This is a genomic window from Duganella rhizosphaerae (assembly GCF_040364205.1).
Classification (GTDB): Bacteria; Pseudomonadota; Gammaproteobacteria; order Burkholderiales; family Burkholderiaceae_D; genus Rugamonas; species Rugamonas rhizosphaerae.
Window position 1 is genome coordinate 91,783 of sequence record NZ_BPWK01000013.1, and the last position, 19,862, is coordinate 111,644.

General features: G+C 63.9%; 16 protein-coding genes. 9 read left to right on the top strand and 7 right to left on the bottom strand.

Going from position 1 to position 19,862, the window contains the following annotated elements:
• The first annotated feature begins 157 nt into the window (after positions 1-157).
• The 9 genes from RUGAMON1_RS24075 to RUGAMON1_RS24115 all read left to right on the top strand — a co-directional run bounded on the left by RUGAMON1_RS24075 (position 158) and on the right by RUGAMON1_RS24115 (position 9,286).
• Positions 158-1,279 (top strand): porin, encoded by a 1,122-nt coding sequence (locus RUGAMON1_RS24075; RefSeq protein WP_445232897.1) that lies wholly within the window; start codon positions 158-160, stop codon positions 1,277-1,279.
• A gap of 79 nt (positions 1,280-1,358) precedes the next feature.
• Positions 1,359-2,570, top strand: a complete 1,212-nt coding sequence (gene urtA / locus RUGAMON1_RS24080; protein WP_445232986.1) for an urea ABC transporter substrate-binding protein — start codon at positions 1,359-1,361, stop codon at positions 2,568-2,570.
• A gap of 86 nt (positions 2,571-2,656) precedes the next feature.
• Positions 2,657-4,231 carry an urea ABC transporter permease subunit UrtB gene (urtB, locus tag RUGAMON1_RS24085; RefSeq protein ID WP_445232898.1) on the top strand — a complete coding sequence of 525 codons (1,575 nt, stop codon included), beginning with the start codon at positions 2,657-2,659 and terminating at the stop codon, positions 4,229-4,231.
• Positions 4,228-5,310 carry an urea ABC transporter permease subunit UrtC gene (urtC, locus tag RUGAMON1_RS24090; RefSeq protein WP_445232899.1) on the top strand — a complete coding sequence of 361 codons (1,083 nt, stop codon included), beginning with the start codon at positions 4,228-4,230 and terminating at the stop codon, positions 5,308-5,310. Before urtB ends, urtC begins: the two co-directional genes overlap by 4 nt.
• Positions 5,307-6,116, top strand: a complete 810-nt coding sequence (urtD, locus tag RUGAMON1_RS24095) for an urea ABC transporter ATP-binding protein UrtD (RefSeq protein ID WP_445232900.1) — start codon at positions 5,307-5,309, stop codon at positions 6,114-6,116. The genes urtC and urtD overlap by 4 nt, the downstream gene beginning before the upstream one ends.
• A 5-nt stretch (positions 6,117-6,121) precedes the next feature.
• The gene (gene urtE / locus RUGAMON1_RS24100) at positions 6,122-6,820 is read left to right on the top strand and encodes an urea ABC transporter ATP-binding subunit UrtE (RefSeq protein WP_445232901.1); all 699 of its coding nucleotides are present in this window, start codon (positions 6,122-6,124) and stop codon (positions 6,818-6,820) included.
• A 153-nt stretch (positions 6,821-6,973) separates the two neighbouring features.
• Complete coding sequence (locus RUGAMON1_RS24105) at positions 6,974-7,687, top strand: hypothetical protein (RefSeq protein ID WP_445232902.1); 714 nt, start codon at positions 6,974-6,976, stop codon at positions 7,685-7,687.
• Between the two features lie 73 nt (positions 7,688-7,760).
• Complete coding sequence (locus RUGAMON1_RS24110; protein ID WP_445232903.1) at positions 7,761-8,603, top strand: hypothetical protein; 843 nt, start codon at positions 7,761-7,763, stop codon at positions 8,601-8,603.
• Between the two features lie 86 nt (positions 8,604-8,689).
• A complete protein-coding gene (locus RUGAMON1_RS24115; protein WP_445232904.1) occupies positions 8,690-9,286 on the top strand; it encodes a trimeric intracellular cation channel family protein in 597 nt (198 codons plus the stop codon).
• Here RUGAMON1_RS24115 and RUGAMON1_RS24120 read toward each other — a convergent pair.
• The 7 genes from RUGAMON1_RS24120 to RUGAMON1_RS24150 all read right to left on the bottom strand — a co-directional run bounded on the left by RUGAMON1_RS24120 (position 9,228) and on the right by RUGAMON1_RS24150 (position 19,786).
• Positions 9,228-10,190 (bottom strand): response regulator, encoded by a 963-nt coding sequence (locus RUGAMON1_RS24120; RefSeq protein ID WP_445232905.1) that lies wholly within the window; start codon positions 10,188-10,190, stop codon positions 9,228-9,230. The two genes, RUGAMON1_RS24115 and RUGAMON1_RS24120, sit on opposite strands and share 59 nt — an antisense overlap.
• Entirely contained in the window at positions 10,174-13,584 is a 3,411-nt protein-coding gene (locus RUGAMON1_RS24125) for a hybrid sensor histidine kinase/response regulator (protein WP_445232906.1), read from the bottom strand. The genes RUGAMON1_RS24120 and RUGAMON1_RS24125 overlap by 17 nt, the downstream gene beginning before the upstream one ends.
• Before the next feature lie 79 nt (positions 13,585-13,663).
• Positions 13,664-14,335, bottom strand: a complete 672-nt coding sequence (locus RUGAMON1_RS24130) for a flagellar brake protein (RefSeq protein WP_445232987.1) — start codon at positions 14,333-14,335, stop codon at positions 13,664-13,666.
• 202 nt (positions 14,336-14,537) lie between these two features.
• A complete protein-coding gene (locus tag RUGAMON1_RS24135) occupies positions 14,538-15,287 on the bottom strand; it encodes a pseudouridine synthase (RefSeq protein ID WP_020702749.1) in 750 nt (249 codons plus the stop codon).
• Between the two features lie 80 nt (positions 15,288-15,367).
• Positions 15,368-17,950, bottom strand: coding sequence for a [protein-PII] uridylyltransferase (locus RUGAMON1_RS24140; protein ID WP_445232907.1), 2,583 nt, complete (start codon positions 17,948-17,950; stop codon positions 15,368-15,370).
• 7 nt (positions 17,951-17,957) lie between these two features.
• Positions 17,958-18,782: a type I methionyl aminopeptidase gene (gene map / locus RUGAMON1_RS24145; protein ID WP_116989358.1), complete on the bottom strand. Its 825-nt coding sequence runs from the start codon at positions 18,780-18,782 to the stop codon at positions 17,958-17,960.
• A gap of 176 nt (positions 18,783-18,958) precedes the next feature.
• Complete coding sequence (locus tag RUGAMON1_RS24150; protein WP_445232908.1) at positions 18,959-19,786, bottom strand: MHFG family PEP-CTERM protein; 828 nt, start codon at positions 19,784-19,786, stop codon at positions 18,959-18,961.
• Positions 19,787-19,862 lie beyond the last annotated feature (76 nt).

The window sequence follows — 19,862 nt, forward strand, 5'->3', positions numbered from 1 at the left end:
GGTGCTCCAAAAAAGTAAGCCGGTATTGTGCCACTAATTTAAAGTCGCCGGCGGCGCATTCTCCTGTCCCTCCGATACCACTACGTCATTCGACGTATTCCTCGCGGCTTGTCTGCTGGCTAATCTTGCAGCATCCAAAACCGAAAAGGGGAACAAGATGGGTGTGAAACGGGGAATGCTGCTGGCCGCAGCAGCGGCAGTGGTAGTGGTAGCAAGCGATGCGCACGCCGGCGCCACGGTCAACTTTGGCGAAGACAAGTCGGTCAGCGTCGGCTTCGGCATGCGCGAGAGCTACACCAGCGCCAAGGACGGGGCGCCCAATGGCACCGACCGCTCCAGCGATTTCAACCTGGATTCGGCGCGCTTGTTCCTGGGCGCCTCGCTCAACAAAAATATCAAGGGCATGTTGAACACCGAGTGGGACGGCGACAAGATCCGCATCCTGGACGCGGCCGGCCAGTTCGCCATATCGCCCGAGTTGAACATCTGGGCCGGCCGCCTGCTGTCGCCGAGCGACCGCGCCAACATGGCCGGGCCGTACTACTCGCTGGGCGGCGGTTACTGGGCCGGTGTGGCTTCGCGCTACGGCTACAACGGCGGCATCTTCCGCGGCCGCGACGACGGCGTGGTGGTCTGGGGCGATGTCGCCGAGGGCAAGCTGGGTTACTCGTTCGGCGTGTTCGAAGGCCATACCTTCGGCATCGGCTCGATGACGCAATCGCAGGCCAAGGCGGCAGGCGTCAAGGCAGACGACTCGCTGATGTACGCAGGCCGCCTGCAGTACGATTTCTGGGACGCGGAACCGGGCTACTACGGCACCGGCAATTATCTGGGCGGCGCCGACATCCTTTCCATCGGCGTGGCGGGGCGCTACCAGAAGGACGGTATCCTGACCGTAGCCAAGAGCGGTAAATACAGCTCCTACAACGTCGACTTCCTGATGGAGAAACGAGTCAAGGGCTCCGGCGCCTTCGCGCTGGAAGCAGCCTGGTACGACTACAACACCGACGACATCATCAAGTCCGAACAGGGCAAGGCCTATTCGGCCGGCGCTTCCTGGATCTTCGAAGAGAAGGCCGGCTGGGGCAAGTTCCAGCCCTTCGTGCGCTGGCAGAAGTTCGCCGCCGACACCGACATCGACACCAAACAGTACGACGCGGGCGTGAACTACATCATCGACGGCTACAACGCGCAGGCCAGCGCCGTGTACTCGAAGACCAAGATGACCAAGGCCGCCGATACGGACAAGTTCTCGGTCACCTTGCAGCTGCAATTCTAATTCCACCACACGGAGCTATCTCATGCAAAATCGTCGCAATTTCATCGCATCCCTGAGCCGTATCGCCGCCGCCACCGCCATGCTGGCCGCCGGCGCTTCATGGTCCACCTACGCCTACGCCGCCGACACCATCAAGGTTGGCATCCTGCATTCGCTGTCGGGCACGATGGCGATTTCCGAAACGTCGCTGAAAGACGTGGCGTTGATGACCATCGACGAAATCAACGCCAAGGGCGGTGTGTTGGGCAAGAAGCTGGAGGCGGTGGTGGTCGATCCGGCCTCCAACTGGCCGCTGTTCGCCGAAAAGGCCCGCGGCCTGATCGCGCAGGACAAGGTGTCCGTGGTGTTTGGCTGCTGGACGTCGGTGTCGCGCAAGTCGGTGCTGCCGGTGTTCAAGGAGCTCAATAGCCTGCTGTTCTACCCGGTGCAGTACGAGGGCGAGGAACTGGAGAAGAACGTGTTCTACACCGGCGCCGCGCCCAACCAGCAGGCGATACCCGCGGTGGAATACCTGATGAGCAAGGAGGGCGGCGGCGCCAAGCGCTTCGTGCTGCTGGGGACCGACTACGTTTATCCGCGCACCACCAACAAGATCCTGCGCGCCTACCTGAAGAGCAAGGGCGTGAAGGATAGCGATATCGACGAGGTGTACACCCCGTTCGGCCACTCGGACTACCAGACCATCGTCGCCAACATCAAGAAGTTCTCGGCCGGCGGCAAGACGGCGGTGATCTCCACCATCAACGGCGATTCCAACGTGCCGTTCTACAAAGAGCTGGGCAACGCCGGCTTGAAGGCGACCGACGTGCCGGTGGTGGCGTTCTCGGTGGGAGAGGAGGAACTGCGCGGTGTGGATACCAAGCCGCTGCTGGGCCACCTGGCGGCGTGGAACTACTTCGAGTCGGTGAAGAATCCGGTGAATACGGAGTTCATCAAGAAGTGGAAGGCCTACGCCGTCGCCAAGAAGCTGCCGAACGCGAACACCGTCGTGACCAACGATCCGATGGAAGCGACCTATGTCGGCATCCATATGTGGGCGCAGGCGGTGGAGAAGGCCAAGTCGACCGACACCGACAAGGTGATCGCGGCGATGGCGGGACAGAGCTTCAAGGCGCCGTCGGGCTTTACGTTGACGATGGATCCGACCAACCATCACCTGCACAAGCCGGTGTTCATCGGCGAGATCCGCCCGGACGGTCAGTTCAGCGTCGTGTGGAAGACGCCAGGCCCGGTGCGCGCGAATCCGTGGAGCCCGTACATTCCGGGTAACGAGGGTAAGCAGAAGCTGTAACCCGATAAGGCTGGGGTCTGACCCGACTGGGTCAGACCCCTGTGCGCCGCTGTGCGGGGTAAACGGTATCACCTGAGGAATCCATTTTGAAAAAACTCCTGCTCCTGGCCTGCCTGCTGCTGTCCTGCGCGGCGCATGCCGCCATCGACAGCGCATTGCTGGCGCCCCTGGCCGGCGGCGATCCCGACGCCCGCGTCGACGCCATCGTCAAGATTGGCGCGCTGGCCAACGACGACGCCATCCGCCTGCTGACGGCGCTCAAAAGCGACGCCCTGTATGCCACGCCGGACGGCGGCATCTACATCGTCACCGACGATAAAGCCTACAACCCGGCCACCGGCGCAACCGGCCCACTGCCCGAGGGCCTGGACGGCGTGATGGTCAACAACCGCCTGCGCGGCGCCGTCGACGATGCGCTCTCGGCGCTCAAACTGTTCTCCCCAGACCGCGCGCAGCGGCTGGCGGCGGCCACCGAGCTGCAAAAAAGCGTCACCCTCGCGCAAGCCCCGTTGATCGAGAAGGCACTGGCGAACGAACAGGACGCCGAGATCCGCCCCATGCTGCAACTGGTTGCCGCCACCGCCAACCTGCAATCGCCTGGCGCCGCCAAGCGCAAGGCCGCCGTCGAAGCGCTGGCTGACAGCAGCAACGCCAATCTGCGCCCGCTGCTGCAAGCGATGCAGAGCGATAAAGAACCCGACCAGGCGGTGCGCGTGGCCGCCGCCCATACCTTGCAAGCGCTGGACAGCCGCCTGGCCCGCACCGAATTTATCGGCAACGTCTTCTACGGTATCTCGCTGGCCAGCGTGCTGCTGCTGACGGCACTCGGCCTGGCCATCACCTTCGGCCTGATGGGCATCATCAATATGGCCCACGGCGAGCTGCTGATGATAGGCGCCTACACCACCTATCTGTGCCAGCTCGGCTTCCGCAACTACTTCCCATCGGCGGTGGACTGCTACCTGATCGCCGCGCTGCCGGCCGCCTTCCTGGTGACGGCGGCCGTCGGCATCGCGCTCGAGCGCACGGTGATCCGCTGGCTCTACGGCCGTCCGCTGGAAACGCTGCTGGCCACCTGGGGCATCAGCCTGATACTGATGCAGGCGGTGCGCACCATCTTCGGCGCGCAGAACGTCGAGGTGGCGAATCCATCTTGGATGTCCGGCGGCGTAACGGTGCTAGGCTCGCTGGTGCTGGCCTATAACCGCATCGTCATCATCGTGTTCGCGCTGTTCGTGGTGGCAGGTGTCTGGCTGATACTGAACAAGACCCGGCTTGGCCTGTTCGTCCGCGCCGTGATGCAGAACCGTCGCATGGCCGGCTGCGTCGGCGTCTCCACCGCCAGGATCGACATGATGACCTTCGGCCTCGGCTCCGGCATCGCGGGACTGGGCGGCGTGGCCCTGTCGCAGCTGGGTAACGTGGGGCCGGACCTGGGCCAGAGCTACATCGTCGATTCCTTCATGGTGGTGGTGCTGGGCGGCGTCGGCCAACTGGCGGGCACCATCATCGCCGCGTTGGGACTGGGCGAAGCGAACAAATTCCTGGAGCCGTTGGCGGGCGCGGTGCTGGCCAAGATCGCCATCTTGGTCTTCATCATCATGTTTATCCAGAAGCGGCCGCAGGGCCTGTTCGCCATGAAAGGCAGGAGCGCAGAATGAATCATCCCTCTCTCTTTTCACGCCGGGCGTGGAGCGGCATCGTCGCCTGCTGCGTGGTGCTGGCCGCGCTGCCTTTGCTGAACCTGGCCTTTACGGACGGCCATCCGCTGCATGTGCCGAGCTACATGGTCAGCCTGGTCGGCAAATTCATGTGCTACGCGCTGGCGGCGCTGGCGCTCGATATGGTGTGGGGCTATGCCGGCATCCTGTCGCTGGGCCACGGCGTGTTCTTCGCGCTGGGCGCCTACGCGCACGGCATGTACCTGATGCGCGCCATCGGCAGGGAAGGCGTGTACCAGAGCGACCTGCCGGACTTCATGGTCTTCCTCGACTGGAAAACTTATCCGTGGTTCTGGTCCGCCACCGACAGCTTCTGGTACTGCCTGGCGTTGGTGGTGCTGGTGCCGGGCGTGCTGGCGTTCGTGTTCGGCTTCTTCGCCTTCCGTTCGCGCATCAAAGGCGTGTACTTCTCGATCATTACGCAAGCCATGACCTACGCCTTCATGCTGCTGTTCTTCCGTAATAACACCGGCTTTGGCGGTAACAACGGCTTCACTGACTTCAAGCGGATACTGGGTTATTCGATCAGCGCTCCCGCCACCAAGGCCACGCTGTACCTGGTCACGCTGGCGATGCTGGCCGGCTCGCTGCTGCTGTGCCGCTGGATCGTCAAATCCAAGCTGGGACGGGTGCTGCAAGCGGTGCGCGATTCGGAATCGCGGCTGATGTTCATCGGCTATAACCCGCTGTGGTTCAAGTTGTTCGTGTGGACCTTGTCCGCCGTGTTGTGCGGGATAGCGGGCGCGCTGTATGTGCCGCAGGTCGGCATCATCAACCCGTCCGAGATGTCGCCGGCGAACTCGATCGAGATGGTGATCTGGGCGGCGGTGGGAGGCCGCGGCACGCTGCTGGGGCCTATCATCGGCGCGTTCTCGGTCAACGGTTTGAAAAGCTGGTTCACCGGCGCCTTCCCGAATCTGTGGTTGTTCGCACTGGGTCTGATCTTCATCCTGGTGACGCGCTATCTGCCGCAGGGCATAGCGGGACTGGCGGCGCGCTGGCGCAAGGAGCAGGCATGAGCGCCAACGAACATTTGAACATTTCGTCGGGCCGCGTGGCGGAACCCGGACTGGACACCACGCACGGCGCCATCCTGTACCTGGAAGAGATCACGGTATCGTTCGACGGCTTCCGCGCGCTGAATAAACTGAGCCTGGATATTTCGGTCGGCGAGCTGCGGTGCATCATCGGCCCTAACGGCGCGGGCAAGACTACGATGATGGACGTCATCACCGGCAAGACGCGGCCGACTTCCGGCACCGCCTTCTTCGGCCAGACCATGGACCTGAGCCGCATGACGGAATACCAGATCGCCCACGCCGGCATAGGCCGCAAGTTCCAGCGGCCGACCATCTTCGAGCAGCACACCGTATTTGAAAATCTCGAACTGGCGATGAAGACCGACAAGCGCGTGCGGCCCACCTTGTTCGCGCGGCTGTCGTCGGAACAGCGGGACAAGATCGACGAGATCCTCAAGCTGATACGCCTGAACGGCGGCGAGCAGCGCCTGGCCGGGCTGCTGTCGCACGGGCAGAAGCAGTGGCTGGAGATCGGCATGCTGCTGATGCAGGAGCCGCAGCTGATCCTGCTGGACGAGCCGGTGGCCGGCATGTCCGACGCCGAGACGGCGCGCACCGCGGAGCTGCTCAACGAATTGCGCGGCAAGCACTCGATCATGGTGGTGGAGCACGACATGGCGTTCGTCACGGAGATCGCGCAGCAGGGCGTGGTGACGGTGCTGCACGAAGGCTCGGTGCTGGCACAGGGCACGATGTCGCAAGTGCAGTCCGACGAGCGGGTGATTGAAGTTTATCTGGGGCGCTGACGAATATGCTGCAAGTCGAAAAAATCAACCAGTACTACGGCTCCTCGCACACGCTGCGCGGCGTTTCGCTGGAGCTGGAGCGGGGCAAGTGCATGGCGCTGTTGGGCCGCAACGGCGTCGGCAAGACCACGCTGCTCAAATGCCTGATGGGCGTGTTGCCTGTGTCGGCCGGCGCGGTGCGGCTGGAAGGGCGCGATATCACGCGCATGGCGCCGCACCAGCGCGCGCGGGCCGGCATCGCCTACGTGCCGCAGGGCCGCGAGATCTTCGCGCGGCTGACGGTGGAGGAGAACCTGCTGATGGGCCTCGCCACGCATAGCGGCAAGAAGGCGTCCACCATCAAGGGCGAGGTGTATGAGCTGTTCCCGGTGCTGAAGGACATGCTGCACCGGCGTGGCGGCGACCTGTCCGGCGGCCAGCAACAGCAGCTGGCGATTGCGCGCGCGTTGCTGGCCGAGCCCAAACTGATCATCCTCGATGAGCCGACCGAAGGCATCCAGCCGTCCATCATCAAGGACATCGGCAACGTGATCCGTCTGCTGCGCCAGCGCGGCGACATGGCGATCCTGCTGTGCGAGCAGTACTTCGACTTCGCCCACGAACTGGCCGACCAGTTCATCGTGCTGTCGCGTGGTGAGGTGGTGGCCGCCGGCGCGCAGGTGGCGATGAACGAGCCTGACGTCAAGCGTCACCTGGCGGTATAGGCGGGCGCGCCGTAATTGTTAATTATGCTACATTCCGGTTTTTTTGACGGGGATGTGGCAAACATGGCCAGACTTAAGCGCGCGGTTTTTTCATTGTTGGTAGTGATTGCCGTGCTGTAGGCATGGGCGTGGTCCTTTACATTTTCGGAGCATGTGCCGAACGGTGTCGCCGGGCGAGACCAGGTACCGATATCGGACAAGGAAAAGGATAAGGTAGCGCTTGATGAATTGCGCGCGGCGTTGCCACCACCGACCTCCGGCGCCGTCTTTTCGGTTGAGGAGTCCGGGGCCTCATCACCGATGACGCAGGCATGCATTGCCTTCGCGATCATGCAGGACCCGCCACTGCATAATGCGCCGGATGCACGGGGGCCGGGCAAGCTCAAGGCCAAGGAACGTACTGCGTTCCAGCATGTCTGCAGCCCACCCAAGGCGGAGACCAAGGCCGAACGTCTGCGCAACCTCGCCACTCTCGCTCAAGCCGGCGTGCATGGCGCAGATGCCGCCCTGTTGCAAGAAGGGCCGCCTGTGGGCGTCAATGAGCAGGAGTGGAAGCGGGAATTGGAGGCGCGGTTGCAGGCGCACGCGGTGCTGGGGGATACGGAGAGCATCGCCGCGCTGGCGCACAACTACAGCGTGGCCAGTTCCCTGCTGGGTAAGAATCCTGTGCTGGCGCTACGCTATGAGTACGCCAACGCCTTGATATTCAACCGCGTGGCGGCGACTGCAGGACAAGCGCTACCGGCGTTTTCCGTCGAGGTGTTGAAGAACGCCAAGGCAGCAGGCGTGTCGGAGCAGCAGCGGGATGCCGCCATTGCCGCCGCCGAGGCGATGGCTGCCAATGCGCGTACGCGCCGGTATCAATGACGGAGGTGACAAAGCACGCATTTTTCGATTGAATTTCCTGCTACATTGTCTTTTTTGTCACTTTGTAGTCATCATGAAACCGCAACACTCGCTTTATGTCGTTCTGCTGTTGCCGCTTGTGTTGGTGGGGCTGTACTGGTCGTCGAGCCGTCCTAACGGAGAGTCCGAGGTGGCCCGGCAGCAGGCGACCACCCGCGCCGCCTTCGCGGAGACCAGCCGGGCCAAGCCGCCAACCCAGTTGCCCAAACACGACCCGCGCTACACGCTGGCGCAGCAGGTGGACCGACTGGCCGCCACCGGCAGGCCGGCTGATGCCTACGATGCGTACTGGCTGGTGCAAAACTGTATCGACTTCCAGCGCACCGGCGATCTGGCGGTGGCGGACGGGGACTTCATGCGGCCGGCGAACGTCGCCGAGAAGTCCGCGGAAAAACTGCTGTGTGCGGACATGACCGAGCGGATGAAGACTGCGCGATTGGAGTACCTGACCCTGGCGGCCAAGGCGGGCATCGATGGCGCGGACCTGACCTTCCTGCAAACCGGCCCGTTCGGCGATCCTTCGGCGTTGGAGTCCCGGCCCGACGACCCGCTGGTACGGGCGTGGAAGGCGGAGGCGCTGGGCTATCTGGAGGCGCAGGCGCAGCAGGGCGACATCCCCAGCATCATTACGCTGCTGGGCGAGTACAACGAGGACAGTGAGCTGTTGAAGCAGCATCAGGTAGAGGCGCTGCGCTATGCGACCGTCGTGCACGACAACTATGAAATGGTGCTGCGTGGTGCTTCAACGGCTATTCCCAATCCGCTGCCGGATGAATTCATGCAGAAGATGTCGCAAGGGCTGTCGCCGGATCAGGTCAGACTTGCGACCGCCGAGGGCAAGCAGCTGCTGGCGCGCGCCATGGAAAGGCGGCAGTGAGTCATTCCGCATAATTTGGCCGCATTGCCGATTGCTGATAAAGTAACGGTCCTTTTTTATTTGTCAGGTTTGCCGTGGAGTTGCGTTTGCTTTTTTATATCCTCGATCTGATCGGCGTGGCCGTATTTGCCGCCAGCGGCACGCTGGCGGCGATGGCTTCCCATCTGGATCTGCTGGGGATCATGGTGCTGGCCGCGATGACCGCCATCGGCGGCGGCACGGTGCGCGACCTGCTGCTGAACCGCCATCCGGTGTTCTGGATCGAAGATCCCAAGCCGCTGCTGGTGATCGTCGCGTCGGCCGTCTTCACCATCGTCTGGGTGCAGGTGCTGCCGGTGCCGACCGACGCCTTGCTGATCGCCGACGCGCTGGGGTTGGCGCTGTTCGCCATGTCCGGCGCCAAGGTGGCGGAGGCGCAGGGCTGCCGCGCGCTGATCGTCATCCTGATGGGCACATTGACCGGCGTCGGCGGAGGCCTGGTGCGCGACATCCTCGCCGCCAAGGTGCCGCTGATACTGCGCCAGGATATCTACGCCACCGCCGCCATCGCCGGCATCCTGCTGTACATCCTGCTGAAGAAGGCCGGCATGCCGCCACGCTGGGCCTTTGGCGTCGGCCTGGTTGCTATCGTGGTGGTGCGTCTGCTGGCGATTCAACTGGGCTTGCGGCTTCCTTCGTTCTGAGTCGCAGCTTGCCCATCGCGACCGCGGCGGCGGAGGTGCGGGTTTCCACGCCCAGTTTGACGAACACGTGTTCCAGGTGTTTGTTCACGGTGCGGGGGCTGGTGCCGAGTATTTCGCCGATGTCGCGGTTGGTCTTGCCCTTGATGACCCAGTTCAGTACCTCCGATTCGCGCTGCGTCAGTTTGAAGGACGCCATCAGTTTCTCTATCTGCGCGCTGTCCGATTCCTCGCGCAGCACGATCATCCACTGTTCGTTTTCGCTGAACTCCGCCGCCGAGAAGATCAGGCGACGGCTGGCCCGCTGCAGCGTCAGCGGCGGATGCGACTGGCCCTGGCTGTGCGCCAGCTGCGTCGCCGCCAGCCACGCCGTCAATTCCGTATCGACCGCATAGCCCTGCATCAGCGTGCGCGCCAGCGGCGTTTGCCAGACGATTTTGCCGTCGCGCGGCGTCATCGCGATCACCGCGTTGCCGAAGGCGTCCAGCGCGCTGCGGGCCTGGTCCACCAGCCGCGCCGTCTGCATGTGGGAGGTGATCCGCGCCAGTACTTCGCTGGTGCGCAGCGGCTTGGTGACGTAATCGTTGCCGCCGGCGGCGAAGGCCGCCACCACGTGCTCCGCTTCCGTCAGTCCGGTCATGAACACCACCGGGATATGGCGTGTGGCCAGGCTGGCTTTCAGTTGGCGGCAGGTTTCAAAGCCGTCCATGCCGGGCATGACGGCGTCCAGCAGGATGATGTCCGGCTGCGCCTCGGCGGCGCGCTGCAACGCCGTGGCGCCGTTGTTCGCCACCAGCACTGTGTAGCCCGATTCGTCCAATGCATCGTGCAGCACGGCCAGGTTTTCCGGCACGTCGTCCACCACCAGCACGACGTCGCCGCGCGCGGGGTCAATGTTGAAGTTCATTGTTCTGGTTCTTTCGGAGGAAGTCGGCCATCGCGTCCAGCTGGAAGCGGGCGGCGAAATTGCGCATGGTTTGCGTGAAGTGCAGGTAGCGCGCATCGAGCGCGCTGATTTCATCGAGCTTGTTCTGGATGCCGCGCACATAGCCGATGCGGATCAGCTCATTCAACGCCGCCAGCTGCGCGGCGGGCGGCAGCACCAGCTGCGCCAGTTCCGGCGCGGCCGCCGCCACCTCGATGCTGATGGCCGGCTGCGTGATCCATTCCAGCGCCAGGCGCTGGCCTATCCAGTCCAGCAGCTCGACCACGTTGACGGGCTTGACGATGAAGTCCGCCGCCGTGATGCCGGCGGCATTTTCCATGCCCTTGTCGAAGGCGTTGGCGGAGACGATGGCGATCGGCACCTGCGACAGCTGGCGGCGGCGCAGGATGTAGCTGGCCTCCCAGCCGTCCATGGCCGGCATGGCCAGGTCCATCAGGATCAGGTCCGGCTTGAAGGAGGCGTGCAGGTCCAGGCATTCGAGGCCGGATTCGGCCAGCGCCACGTCGAAGCCCAGCGGCGTCAGGATGTTGAGCAGCATCTCGCGGTCGACCCGCTCGTTGTCCACCACCAGAATGCGGCGCCGCGTGCCGCGATAGCCGCTGCGCTGCGCCGCCGGCTGTTCCAGCTCCTTCAGCTCCCGCGCCGAGGCGTGCACGCTGGGCAGGAACAGGCGAATGTGGAATACGCTGCCTTGCTGCGGCGTGCTGCGGATATTCAGTTCGCCGCCCATCAGCTGCGTCAGCATCTTGGAGATCGGCAGGCCGAGGCCCGTGCCGCTGGCGTTGGCGTGCGCGCTGGCGCTGCCGCGTGAGAACGGTTCGAAGATGTGGTCGATCTCCTCTTGAAGGATGCCGGGGCCGCTATCCTCGATCTCGAACGAGGCCATTTCGCGCGCGTACTGCAGGCGCAGCACGATGCCGCCGATGCTGGTGAACTTGACCGCGTTGCCAAGGATGTTGATGAGGATCTGCCCTAGGCGCTTGCGGTCGGCGCGCACGATGCGCGGCAATGCGCCGGTCAGCTCGTAGCGGAAGGCCAGTCCCTTGTTGGCTGCCTGCAGTTCGAACATGCGCACGATCTGGCCGATGAAGTCGGGGAAGTTCAACTCCTTCATGTCGAAGTTGAACTTGCCGCCTTCGATGCGGGCGATGTCCAGCGTGCCTTCGATCAGCGACAGCAGATGCTCGCCGCTGCTGCGGATCACGCGGATGGCTTGCTGGCGGTGCTCCGGTATCGACGGATCGTTGTCGAGCAGCTGGGCGTAGCCGAGGATGGAGTTCAGCGGCGTCCTGATCTCGTGGCTGATGCCGGCGATGTAGCGGCTCTTGGCCTGATTGGCCAGGTCGGCGGTCTTCTTGGCTTGCTGCAGCTGGGCGTCGGTCTGGCTGTGCAGTTCGATCTCGCGCGTCAGCAGGCCGGTCTGGCGGTTCGATTCTTCCTGCGCCACGCGGCGGCTTTCGCTGGTCAGCACCAGCCACCATGCGACGATGCCGCTGGTGAGCAGCAGCGCCGCGAAGATCTTGAAGAACACCAGTTGCAGCTGCGGCAGCAGCGCGGCGTCGCCGGCCGGCAGCACCGACTGTTCGTGGTAGTAGATCAGTCCCAGCAGCGCGCCCAGGAACAGCACCGTGACGATCATCAGCAGCAGGTAGTGTCCCAGTCCGCTGCTCAGGTAGCGCCACAGCGATTTGGGCAGCAGCGCCTGCATCGCGGCCTGCCATTGCGATGACACTTTTGCGTGCGGTTTGCAGACGTCGTTGCAGCGCGCGTCCAGGCAGCAGCACAGGGAACAGATCGAACCCTGATAGGCCGGGCAGTGCGCCATGTCCTCGGACTCGTATTCCTTTTCGCAGATCACGCAGGTCTTGCTGTGCACCTGCGCCGGCTTGCGGGCGATGTAGTACTTGCCCTTGGTGGCGATGGCGATCAGCGGCGACGCCACGAACGCCGTCAGCAGCGCGATGAAGGCGGAGAAGGCCTGCGCCTGGTGGCCGAACAATCCCATGAAGGCCGCCACCGACAGCGCCGACGCCAGCAGCATGGCGCCGACGCCGACCGGATTGATGTCGTACAAATAGGCGCGACGGAACTCGATGCCTTTCGGGCTCAGGCCCAGCGGCTTGTTGACCACCAGGTCCGCCACCACGGCCGTGATCCACGAGATGGCGATGTTGGAGTACAGGCCGAGCACCTGGTCCAGCGCCTGGAACACGTCCAGCTCCATCAGCAGCACGGCGATCAGCGCGTTGAACACGGCCCACACCACGCGCCCCGGATGGCTGTGCGTGAGCCGCGCGAAGAAGTTGGACCAGGCCAGCGAGCCCGCATAGGCATTGGTCATGTTGATCTTGACCTGCGAGATCACCACCAGCAGCGCCGTCGCCAGCAATGCGATTGACGGATTCGCGAACACCTGGCCGAAGCCGGCCAGGTACATCTGCGTCGGGTTGACCGCCTGCGCCAGCGGCACCGCGCTGCTGATCGCCAGGAAGGCCAGCAGCGCGCCGCCCAGCATCTTGGCGATGCCGAGCAGGATCCAGCCCGGCCCCGCGATCAGCACGCCCAGATGCCAGCGCAGGCGGTTGGCGGCGGTCTTCTGCGGCATGAAGCGCAGGAAGTCGACCTGCTCGCCGATCTGCGTGATCAGCGCTACGCCGACCGCCGTGGCGGCGCCGAACATCAGCACGTTGAACTGGCCGTTCTCGCCGGAGCGGCCGGCGTAGTGCAGCAACTGCGGCAGCAGCTCCGGCTGTTTTTGCAGGATGGCGATGAAGGGCAGGGCCATCAGCACCAGCCACACCGGCTGCGTCAGCATCTGGATGCGGCTGATCAGCGTGACGCCGTGCGTCACCAGCGGGATCACGACCAGCGCGCTGACCATGTAGCCCAGATAGAGCGGCAGGTGGAAGTACAGCTCCAGCGCATAGGCCATGATGGCCGCTTCCAGCGCGAACAGGATGAAGGTGAACGAGGCGTAGACGAAGGACGAGATCGTCGAGCCGATGTAGCCGAAGCCGGCGCCGCGCGTCAGCAGGTCCATGTCGACGCCGTATTTGGCGGCGTAGTAGCTGATCGGCAGGCCGGTCATGAAGATGATCAGGCCGACCGCCATGATGGCCCACAGCGCGTTGATGAAGCCGTAGTTGACGGTGATGGTGCCGCCGATCGCCTCCAGCACCAGGAACGAGATCGCGCCGAAGGCCGTGTTCGACACACGGAACACCGACCATTTGCGAAACGCGCGCGGCGTGTAGCGCAGCGCGTAGTCCTCGATGGTTTCGTTGGCCACCCAGGTGTTGTAGTCGCGACGGATCTTGACGATGCGTTGCGCCGGTTCGGTCTCTATTTTTGTCATGCCGGGCCCATAAAAAAAGCAGCTGTCTAAGCTGCTTTTCTAAGCAAGTTGCATGCCCGGCAAGGTTGTCGCGTGAGGTTTAGCGCTGCTTGCTGAGGTTGAGCTTGTCCAGCAAACGCGCCAGCTCTTCCTGCATCGACGGCGACAGGTTGACGAATTGGCAGCCGATCTGCACCTGCTCGCCCAGCAGGAAGGAGCGGAAGGTGCGCGACAGACGGATGTCGAGGTCGGCGATCATCACCGAATCCGGACCCAGCTCCAGCCGCACGCGTTGCAGCTTGCGGCCGACGTACAGGCCGACGCAGTCGCGCGGCGGCGCCCGCATGCCGACGCCACCGGCCGAGAAGTCGTACAGCTGCAGCTCGTAAGGCTTACCGTTCAGGACAAACGAGGCCATGTAGTAGATGCCCAGCGGGGTTTCCAGCCGGGTCGAAGCGCGGCGGTTCAGCACCTGGCACTTGGTCGGGAAATCCAGCGGGATCAGGGTCGGCTCGCCGGGCGTGCAAGCCCAGTCAGGCGAGCTGAGCTTGAACTGCACCTTGGCCGCGCGCAGCCAGGCGACAAACACGGCGTCGCCGGGTGGCAGGAACTCACCTTCGTTCAGTTCCAGCACAAAAAACGGATTTTCGGGATCGACCGATTTGATGCGCGCCATCACCACGTTGGTGGTGCTGGCCGGATAAATGGAGATCGGATCGCCGTTGTCGGCGAGCAGGGTGAGAGAATCGCCGATGTCATGCTCATCGGTCATCTCGTGCGGCTTGGAACCCGCCGGAATTGGTTCCACAGCATCTTTTAGGCTGGGAGGACCGCGGCGGAATTCATTCGGTATGGGATCGTTCACGACGGCATATCTCTTTGGTAATGACTCTACGATGCGAGGTCGATCTACACAGTTTACAGTTTATTCGCGCTCTTGGCTTGCAAAAGAGCAAGAATATTTAGAGATTGTGTCAGAACTGCTCTTCCGGCCGCAGGTAGCGCCATTGGCCCACCGGCAAGTCGCCCAGTTTGACTTTGCCGATGCGAACTCGTTTCAAACCGACAACCTTGAGGCCGACCATGTCGCACATGCGGCGGATCTGGCGCTTCTTGCCTTCGCGCAGCGTGATGCTGAGCTGGTCCTCGTTTTGCCAGCGCACCTTGGCCGGCAGCAGCGGCTTGCCATCCATCCACAGGCCATGGCAGAGCTTTTTCAGGTCGCTGTCCGGCAGCTTGCCGGGCTTGGTGTACTCGACGCGCACCAGGTATTCCTTGTCGACGTCGGTGGTTTCGCCGATCAGGTGCTTGGCCACGCGGCCGTCCTGGGTCAGCACCAGCAGGCCGACCGAGTCGATGTCCAGGCGGCCGGCCGGCACCAGCGAGCGCAGTTGGGTAGGGTGGAAGATTTCCGGCGACGGATCGTCTGGCCAGCGGTTCTCCGGCTTGATCAGCACCACGGCCGGCTGGTAGCCGTCTTCGGCCTGGCCGCTGACGTAGCCCATCGGCTTGTTGATCAGCACGGTCACGCGCTTGGACTGCTCGGCGGCGGCCTGGCGCTCGACGGTGACGCGCTGGCTCGGGTAGATCTTGGTGCCGAGTTCGGAGACGACCTGGCCGTCTACCCGTACCCAGCCGCGCGCTATCCACTCGTCGGCCTCACGGCGCGAGCACAGGCCCAGTTCGGACATGCGTTTGGACAGGCGTAATAATTCTTCGGACATGATGCGTTTTTCTGTATTAAAAGGTCAATGCGGGATCCGTCATTCCCGCGCACGCGGGAATGACGCGGTTGGTGTTCAGTTTATACCTTGATCGCGTCCAGCAGGTCGGTTTCAAGCTGGATCTGGCTGCGGGCGTTGTTGAGCGTGGCGCCGTCGATCAGGAACACGTCCTCGACGCGCTCGCCCAGGGTCATGACCTTGGCGGTGTGCAGGTTGATCTTGTACTTGGTGAGCACGTTGGCGATCGAGTACAGCAGGCCGGTGCGGTCGTTGGCGGCCACCGACAGCAGGTAGTACTGGCCGCGCTCGTCCGGGCGCAGGTCCACCGTCGGCTGGATCGGGAAGGTGCGCGACAGGCGCGACAGCCGGCCCTTGCCCGGCGCCGGCAGCGGCTCCGGGTTGGTCAGCAGCGCGCACAGTTCGTGCTCGATCAGGCTGATGATGTCGCGGTAGCTCTTGGCGAAGCTTTGCTCGGTGACCAGGAAGGTGTCGAGCGCGTAGCCGTGGCGCGTGGTGTGGATCTTGGCGTCCAGGATGCTGAAGTTCTTGCGGTCGAAATAGCTGCAGATGCGCGCGAACAGGTCCGGCTGGTCCTTGATATAGACGGCGATCTGCAAGCCTTCGCCGATCGGCGCCAGCCGGCACTTGACCACCGGCTTGTCGCTGGTGAAGCGGTCGTACAGCGCGCGGGTCTGCCAGGCGATGTCGGAGGCGTCGTGGCGCAGGAAGTAGGCGACGTCGAGCTGCTTCCAGAATGCTTCGTGCGCGTCCGGTGGCAGGCCGTACAGGCGCAGCGTGGCCAGCGCTTCCTGCTGGCGGTGCTTCAGTTCGTGGTCGGCGCTGTGCGGCTCGCCGCCCAGCACGCGCAAGGTGATGCGGTACAGGTCTTCGAGCAGCTTGGCCTTCCAGGCGTTCCACACTTTCGGGCTGGTGCCGCGGATGTCGGCCACCGTCAGCAGGTACAGCGCCGTCAGGTGGCGCTCGTCCTTGGCCACCTTGGCGAAGGCGGCGATGACGTCCGGGTCCGACAAGTCCTGCTTCTGCGCGACCTGCGACATGGTCAGGTGGTTTTCGACCAGGAACACCACCAGCTCGGTATCCTCGGCGCTGACGCCGTGTTCGAGGCAGAACTGCTCGGCGTCGACCGTGCCCAGCTTGGAGTGATCGCCGCCGCGGCCCTTGGCGATGTCGTGGAACAGCGCGCCCAGGTACAGCAGCCACGGTTGCGGGAAGTTGGCCATCAGCTGGCTGCAGAACGGGTATTCGTGCGCGTGCTCGGCCATCGTGAAGCGGCGCATATTGCGCACCACCATCAGGATGTGCTGGTCCACCGTGTAGACGTGGAACAGGTCGTGCTGCATCTGGCCGACGATCTTGCGGAAGTTGGGCAGGTAGCGGCCCAGGATGGACAGGTCGTTCATGCGGCGCAGCGCGTGGATGATGCCCACCGGCGCCTGCATGATGCGCAGGAACAGCGCGCGGTTGACCGGATCGGCGCGGAAGGCGGCGTCGATCTTGAAGCGCTCGTGCCACAGCGCGCGCATGGTGCGCGAGGTCATGCCTTGCAGCGAAGGACGCTCCGTCATCAGCACGAAGATCTCCAGCATCGCCGACGGCGTGGTGGCGAAGGTGTCGTCGTCGCTGATGTCGATCAGGCCGTTGACGTCGTTGAAGCGCTCGTTGATGCGCACCGGCACGCCCGCTTTCGGGAACAGCCGTTCCTCGATATTCTGCAGCAGGATGGTGTTGAGCTGGGTGACGGTCTTGGCGGCCCAGTAGTAGCGCTGCATCAGGTATTCGCTGGCGCGGCGCATGTTGACGCCGCTGCCGGTGGCGGTCAGGCCCAGCGATTCGGCGATCGCGGTCTGGACGTCGAACACCAGCCGGTCCTCGCGCCGGCCGGCGTGCAGGTGCAGGCGCACGCGGATGTCCTTGAAGGCGCGTTCCTTTTCCATCAGCTGCTTGGCTTCGGTCTGCGTGATCAGGCCGCTGGTGGCCAGCGTGCGCCAGGAGTTGGCCAGGCCGGCGGCTTTGACCATCCACAGGATCACCTGCAGGTCGCGCAGGCCGCCCGGGCTTTCCTTGCAGTTCGGCTCCAGGCTGAAGGCGGTGTCTTCGTACTTGGCGTGGCGCTGGCGCATCTCCAGCACCTTGGCGTGGTAGAAGGCGCGCGGGTCCATCGCCGCCTGGTAGCGCTGTTGCAGTTGCTGGAACAGCGGCTCGTCGCCGCAGATCAGGCGCGCTTCGAGCAGGCTGGTTTGCACCGTGATGTCGGCCGCCGATTCGCTCAGGCACTCGTCCACCGTGCGGATGCTGTGGCCGATTTCCAGGCCCAGGTCCCACAGCAGCTGCACCAGTTCTTCCAGCTTGCCGGTGGTGGCGGCGTCCGGCGCTTTTTCCAGCAGGATCAAGAGGTCGACGTCGGAATAGGGGAACAGCTCGCCGCGGCCGTAGCCGCCGACGCCGACCAGCGCGGTGTTGGCCGGCAGCCGGGCTTCGTGCCAGGCCGTGGTCAGCACCGCGTCGACGCTCTGGCGCAGGCTGCGCAGCAGCTTTTCCGGCATGCCGTCGGCCTGGAAGCCGGCGATGACGACCTGGCGGTCGGCCTTCAGCTGGCGCTTCAGTTGTTCGCGCAGTTCCTTCTTCATCGCCGCCGTCGTCATGCCGGGCTTAGGCGGCTACGGCGCTGGCGTTGGTGATGAAGGCCGGCGGCGGCGGGCTGCCGGCCGACAGCGTCAGCACTTCGTAGCCGGTCTCGGTGACCAGGATGGTGTGTTCCCACTGGGCCGACAGGCTGCGGTCCTTGGTTTTGATGGTCCAGCCGTCGCCCATTTCGCGGATCTCGCGCTTGCCGGCGTTGATCATCGGCTCGATGGTGAAGATCATGCCCGCCTGCAGCTCGTCCAGCGTGCCGGGACGGCCGTAGTGCAGCACCTGTGGCTCTTCGTGGAAGATCTTGCCGATGCCGTGGCCGCAGAATTCGCGCACCACGCTGTAGCCGGCTTTCTCCGCGTGCTGCTGAATCACGTGGCCGATGTCGCCCAGGTGCGCGCCGGCCTTGACCTTGGCGATGCCCAGCCACATGCATTCGTAGGTGATGTCGGACAGGCGCTTGGCCAGGATCGACGGTTCGCCGATGAAGAACATGCGGCTGTTGTCGCCGTGGTAGCCGTCCTTGATGACGGTGATGTCGAGGTTGACCACGTCGCCGTTTTTCAGCACCTTGTCGCCCGGGATGCCGTGGCAGATGACGTCGTTGACCGAGGTGCAGATGGCTTTGGGGTAGGGCGTGTAGCCCGGCGGGCAGTAGTTCAGCGGCGCCGGGATGGTGCCCTGCACGTTGACCATGTATTCGTGGCAGAGGCGATCCAGTTCGCCCGTGGTCACGCCCGGCTTGACGAAGGGCGTGATGTAGTCCAGCACCTCGGAGCCCAGGCGGCCGGCCACACGCATGCCGGCGATATCTTCGGCGGATTTAATGGAAATAGACATAATGGATCGCAATCAGCAAAGTAAACGGTAAAAACGCAGGCGGCGAGCGGATGGAATCGGCTCGCGGCGTGCAAATATGTCGAAATTATAAACGACGCGGGGCGGCCCCGCTCGGGAATGCAAGGATGGTGCCCGGTGTGGCGCGTGGGCGCCACGCTCGGGCCGGCGCGCCGGGCGTTCTAGCCCTGGCCGGAGCCGGCGCGCCGGCGGCGCGCCACCACGCCGAGCAGGCCCAGGCCGGCCAGCAACATGGCCCAGGTGCCGGCTTCAGGCACCGGGGTGGCCGCAGGCAAGGGTCGGTCGTCGTCGTCGGGGAGGCGTCCCGGGAGTGGGTGCAAGCGTCCGTCCGCCAGCAGGCCGGTGGTGTCGTCGTCGCCGAGGTCGAACACTTCCACGCCTTCCGGTTGTCCGTTGAGCTGGGCTGCCTTGTCGGCGGCCTGGCGCTGTTGACGCTCTCGCAGGTCGCGCTCGGCCAATTCCTGTTCGGTCAACTCCTCAGGCTCTTGCTTGTCGGCGTCGGCCAGGCCCAGGTCCTTGGCGCCCAGTTTGTCAGCCAGTTTGGCGGCGACGGGCGGCGGTGCGGCGGGCGTCTTGGCGACGGCGGCGGGCAGCCGGTTGATCCGGCTGACGTTGCCGCAAATCTTGGGCACCAGGATGCAGTGCCGGTCGACGCAGTAGACGGCGCCCGGTTCCTGGCGCTTCTCGTCCCATTTGCTGCGGGTGACGGTGGCGCACACCGAGGCGGCGCCGAAGTGCATGTCGCGGATGGCCGGGTCGTACTGGTTCTTGCCGCTGATGCCGTCGCGGGTGATGGTGACCTTGTCGTCGGACTGGCCTTCTTCCATGCGGCGCTTGAGGGTCCTGCGCACGGCCTCCGGGATGTCGGTGTAGCGGTCGATGGCCGCAGCGGTCTTGCCGGTGTACGGATTGGCGCCAGGGCGATCCCAGGAGCAGCTAGGCTGAACAGTGGAGGCTGCGGCAAGCGTTACCGCTAACAGGATGGACATGGCGTTGTACCTTTATCAAGGATTTGTGTATTGCAAATCAATATTTATTATTCAGATGTAATTTTAATTTTCGCAA

Coding starts and splice junctions, on each gene's coding strand:
- RUGAMON1_RS24075 (WP_445232897.1), top strand. CDS start 158: ATGGGTGTGAAACGGGGAATGCTGCTGGCCGCAGCAGCGGCAGTGGTA.
- urtA (WP_445232986.1), top strand. CDS start 1,359: ATGCTGGCCGCCGGCGCTTCATGGTCCACCTACGCCTACGCCGCCGAC.
- urtC (WP_445232899.1), top strand. CDS start 4,228: ATGAATCATCCCTCTCTCTTTTCACGCCGGGCGTGGAGCGGCATCGTC.
- urtD (WP_445232900.1), top strand. CDS start 5,307: ATGAGCGCCAACGAACATTTGAACATTTCGTCGGGCCGCGTGGCGGAA.
- urtE (WP_445232901.1), top strand. CDS start 6,122: ATGCTGCAAGTCGAAAAAATCAACCAGTACTACGGCTCCTCGCACACG.
- RUGAMON1_RS24110 (WP_445232903.1), top strand. CDS start 7,761: ATGAAACCGCAACACTCGCTTTATGTCGTTCTGCTGTTGCCGCTTGTG.
- RUGAMON1_RS24120 (WP_445232905.1), bottom strand. CDS start 10,190: ATGAACTTCAACATTGACCCCGCGCGCGGCGACGTCGTGCTGGTGGTG.
- RUGAMON1_RS24125 (WP_445232906.1), bottom strand. CDS start 13,584: ATGACAAAAATAGAGACCGAACCGGCGCAACGCATCGTCAAGATCCGT.
- RUGAMON1_RS24130 (WP_445232987.1), bottom strand. CDS start 14,335: ATGACCGATGAGCATGACATCGGCGATTCTCTCACCCTGCTCGCCGAC.
- RUGAMON1_RS24135 (WP_020702749.1), bottom strand. CDS start 15,287: ATGTCCGAAGAATTATTACGCCTGTCCAAACGCATGTCCGAACTGGGC.
- RUGAMON1_RS24140 (WP_445232907.1), bottom strand. CDS start 17,950: ATGACGACGGCGGCGATGAAGAAGGAACTGCGCGAACAACTGAAGCGC.
- RUGAMON1_RS24150 (WP_445232908.1), bottom strand. CDS start 19,786: ATGTCCATCCTGTTAGCGGTAACGCTTGCCGCAGCCTCCACTGTTCAG.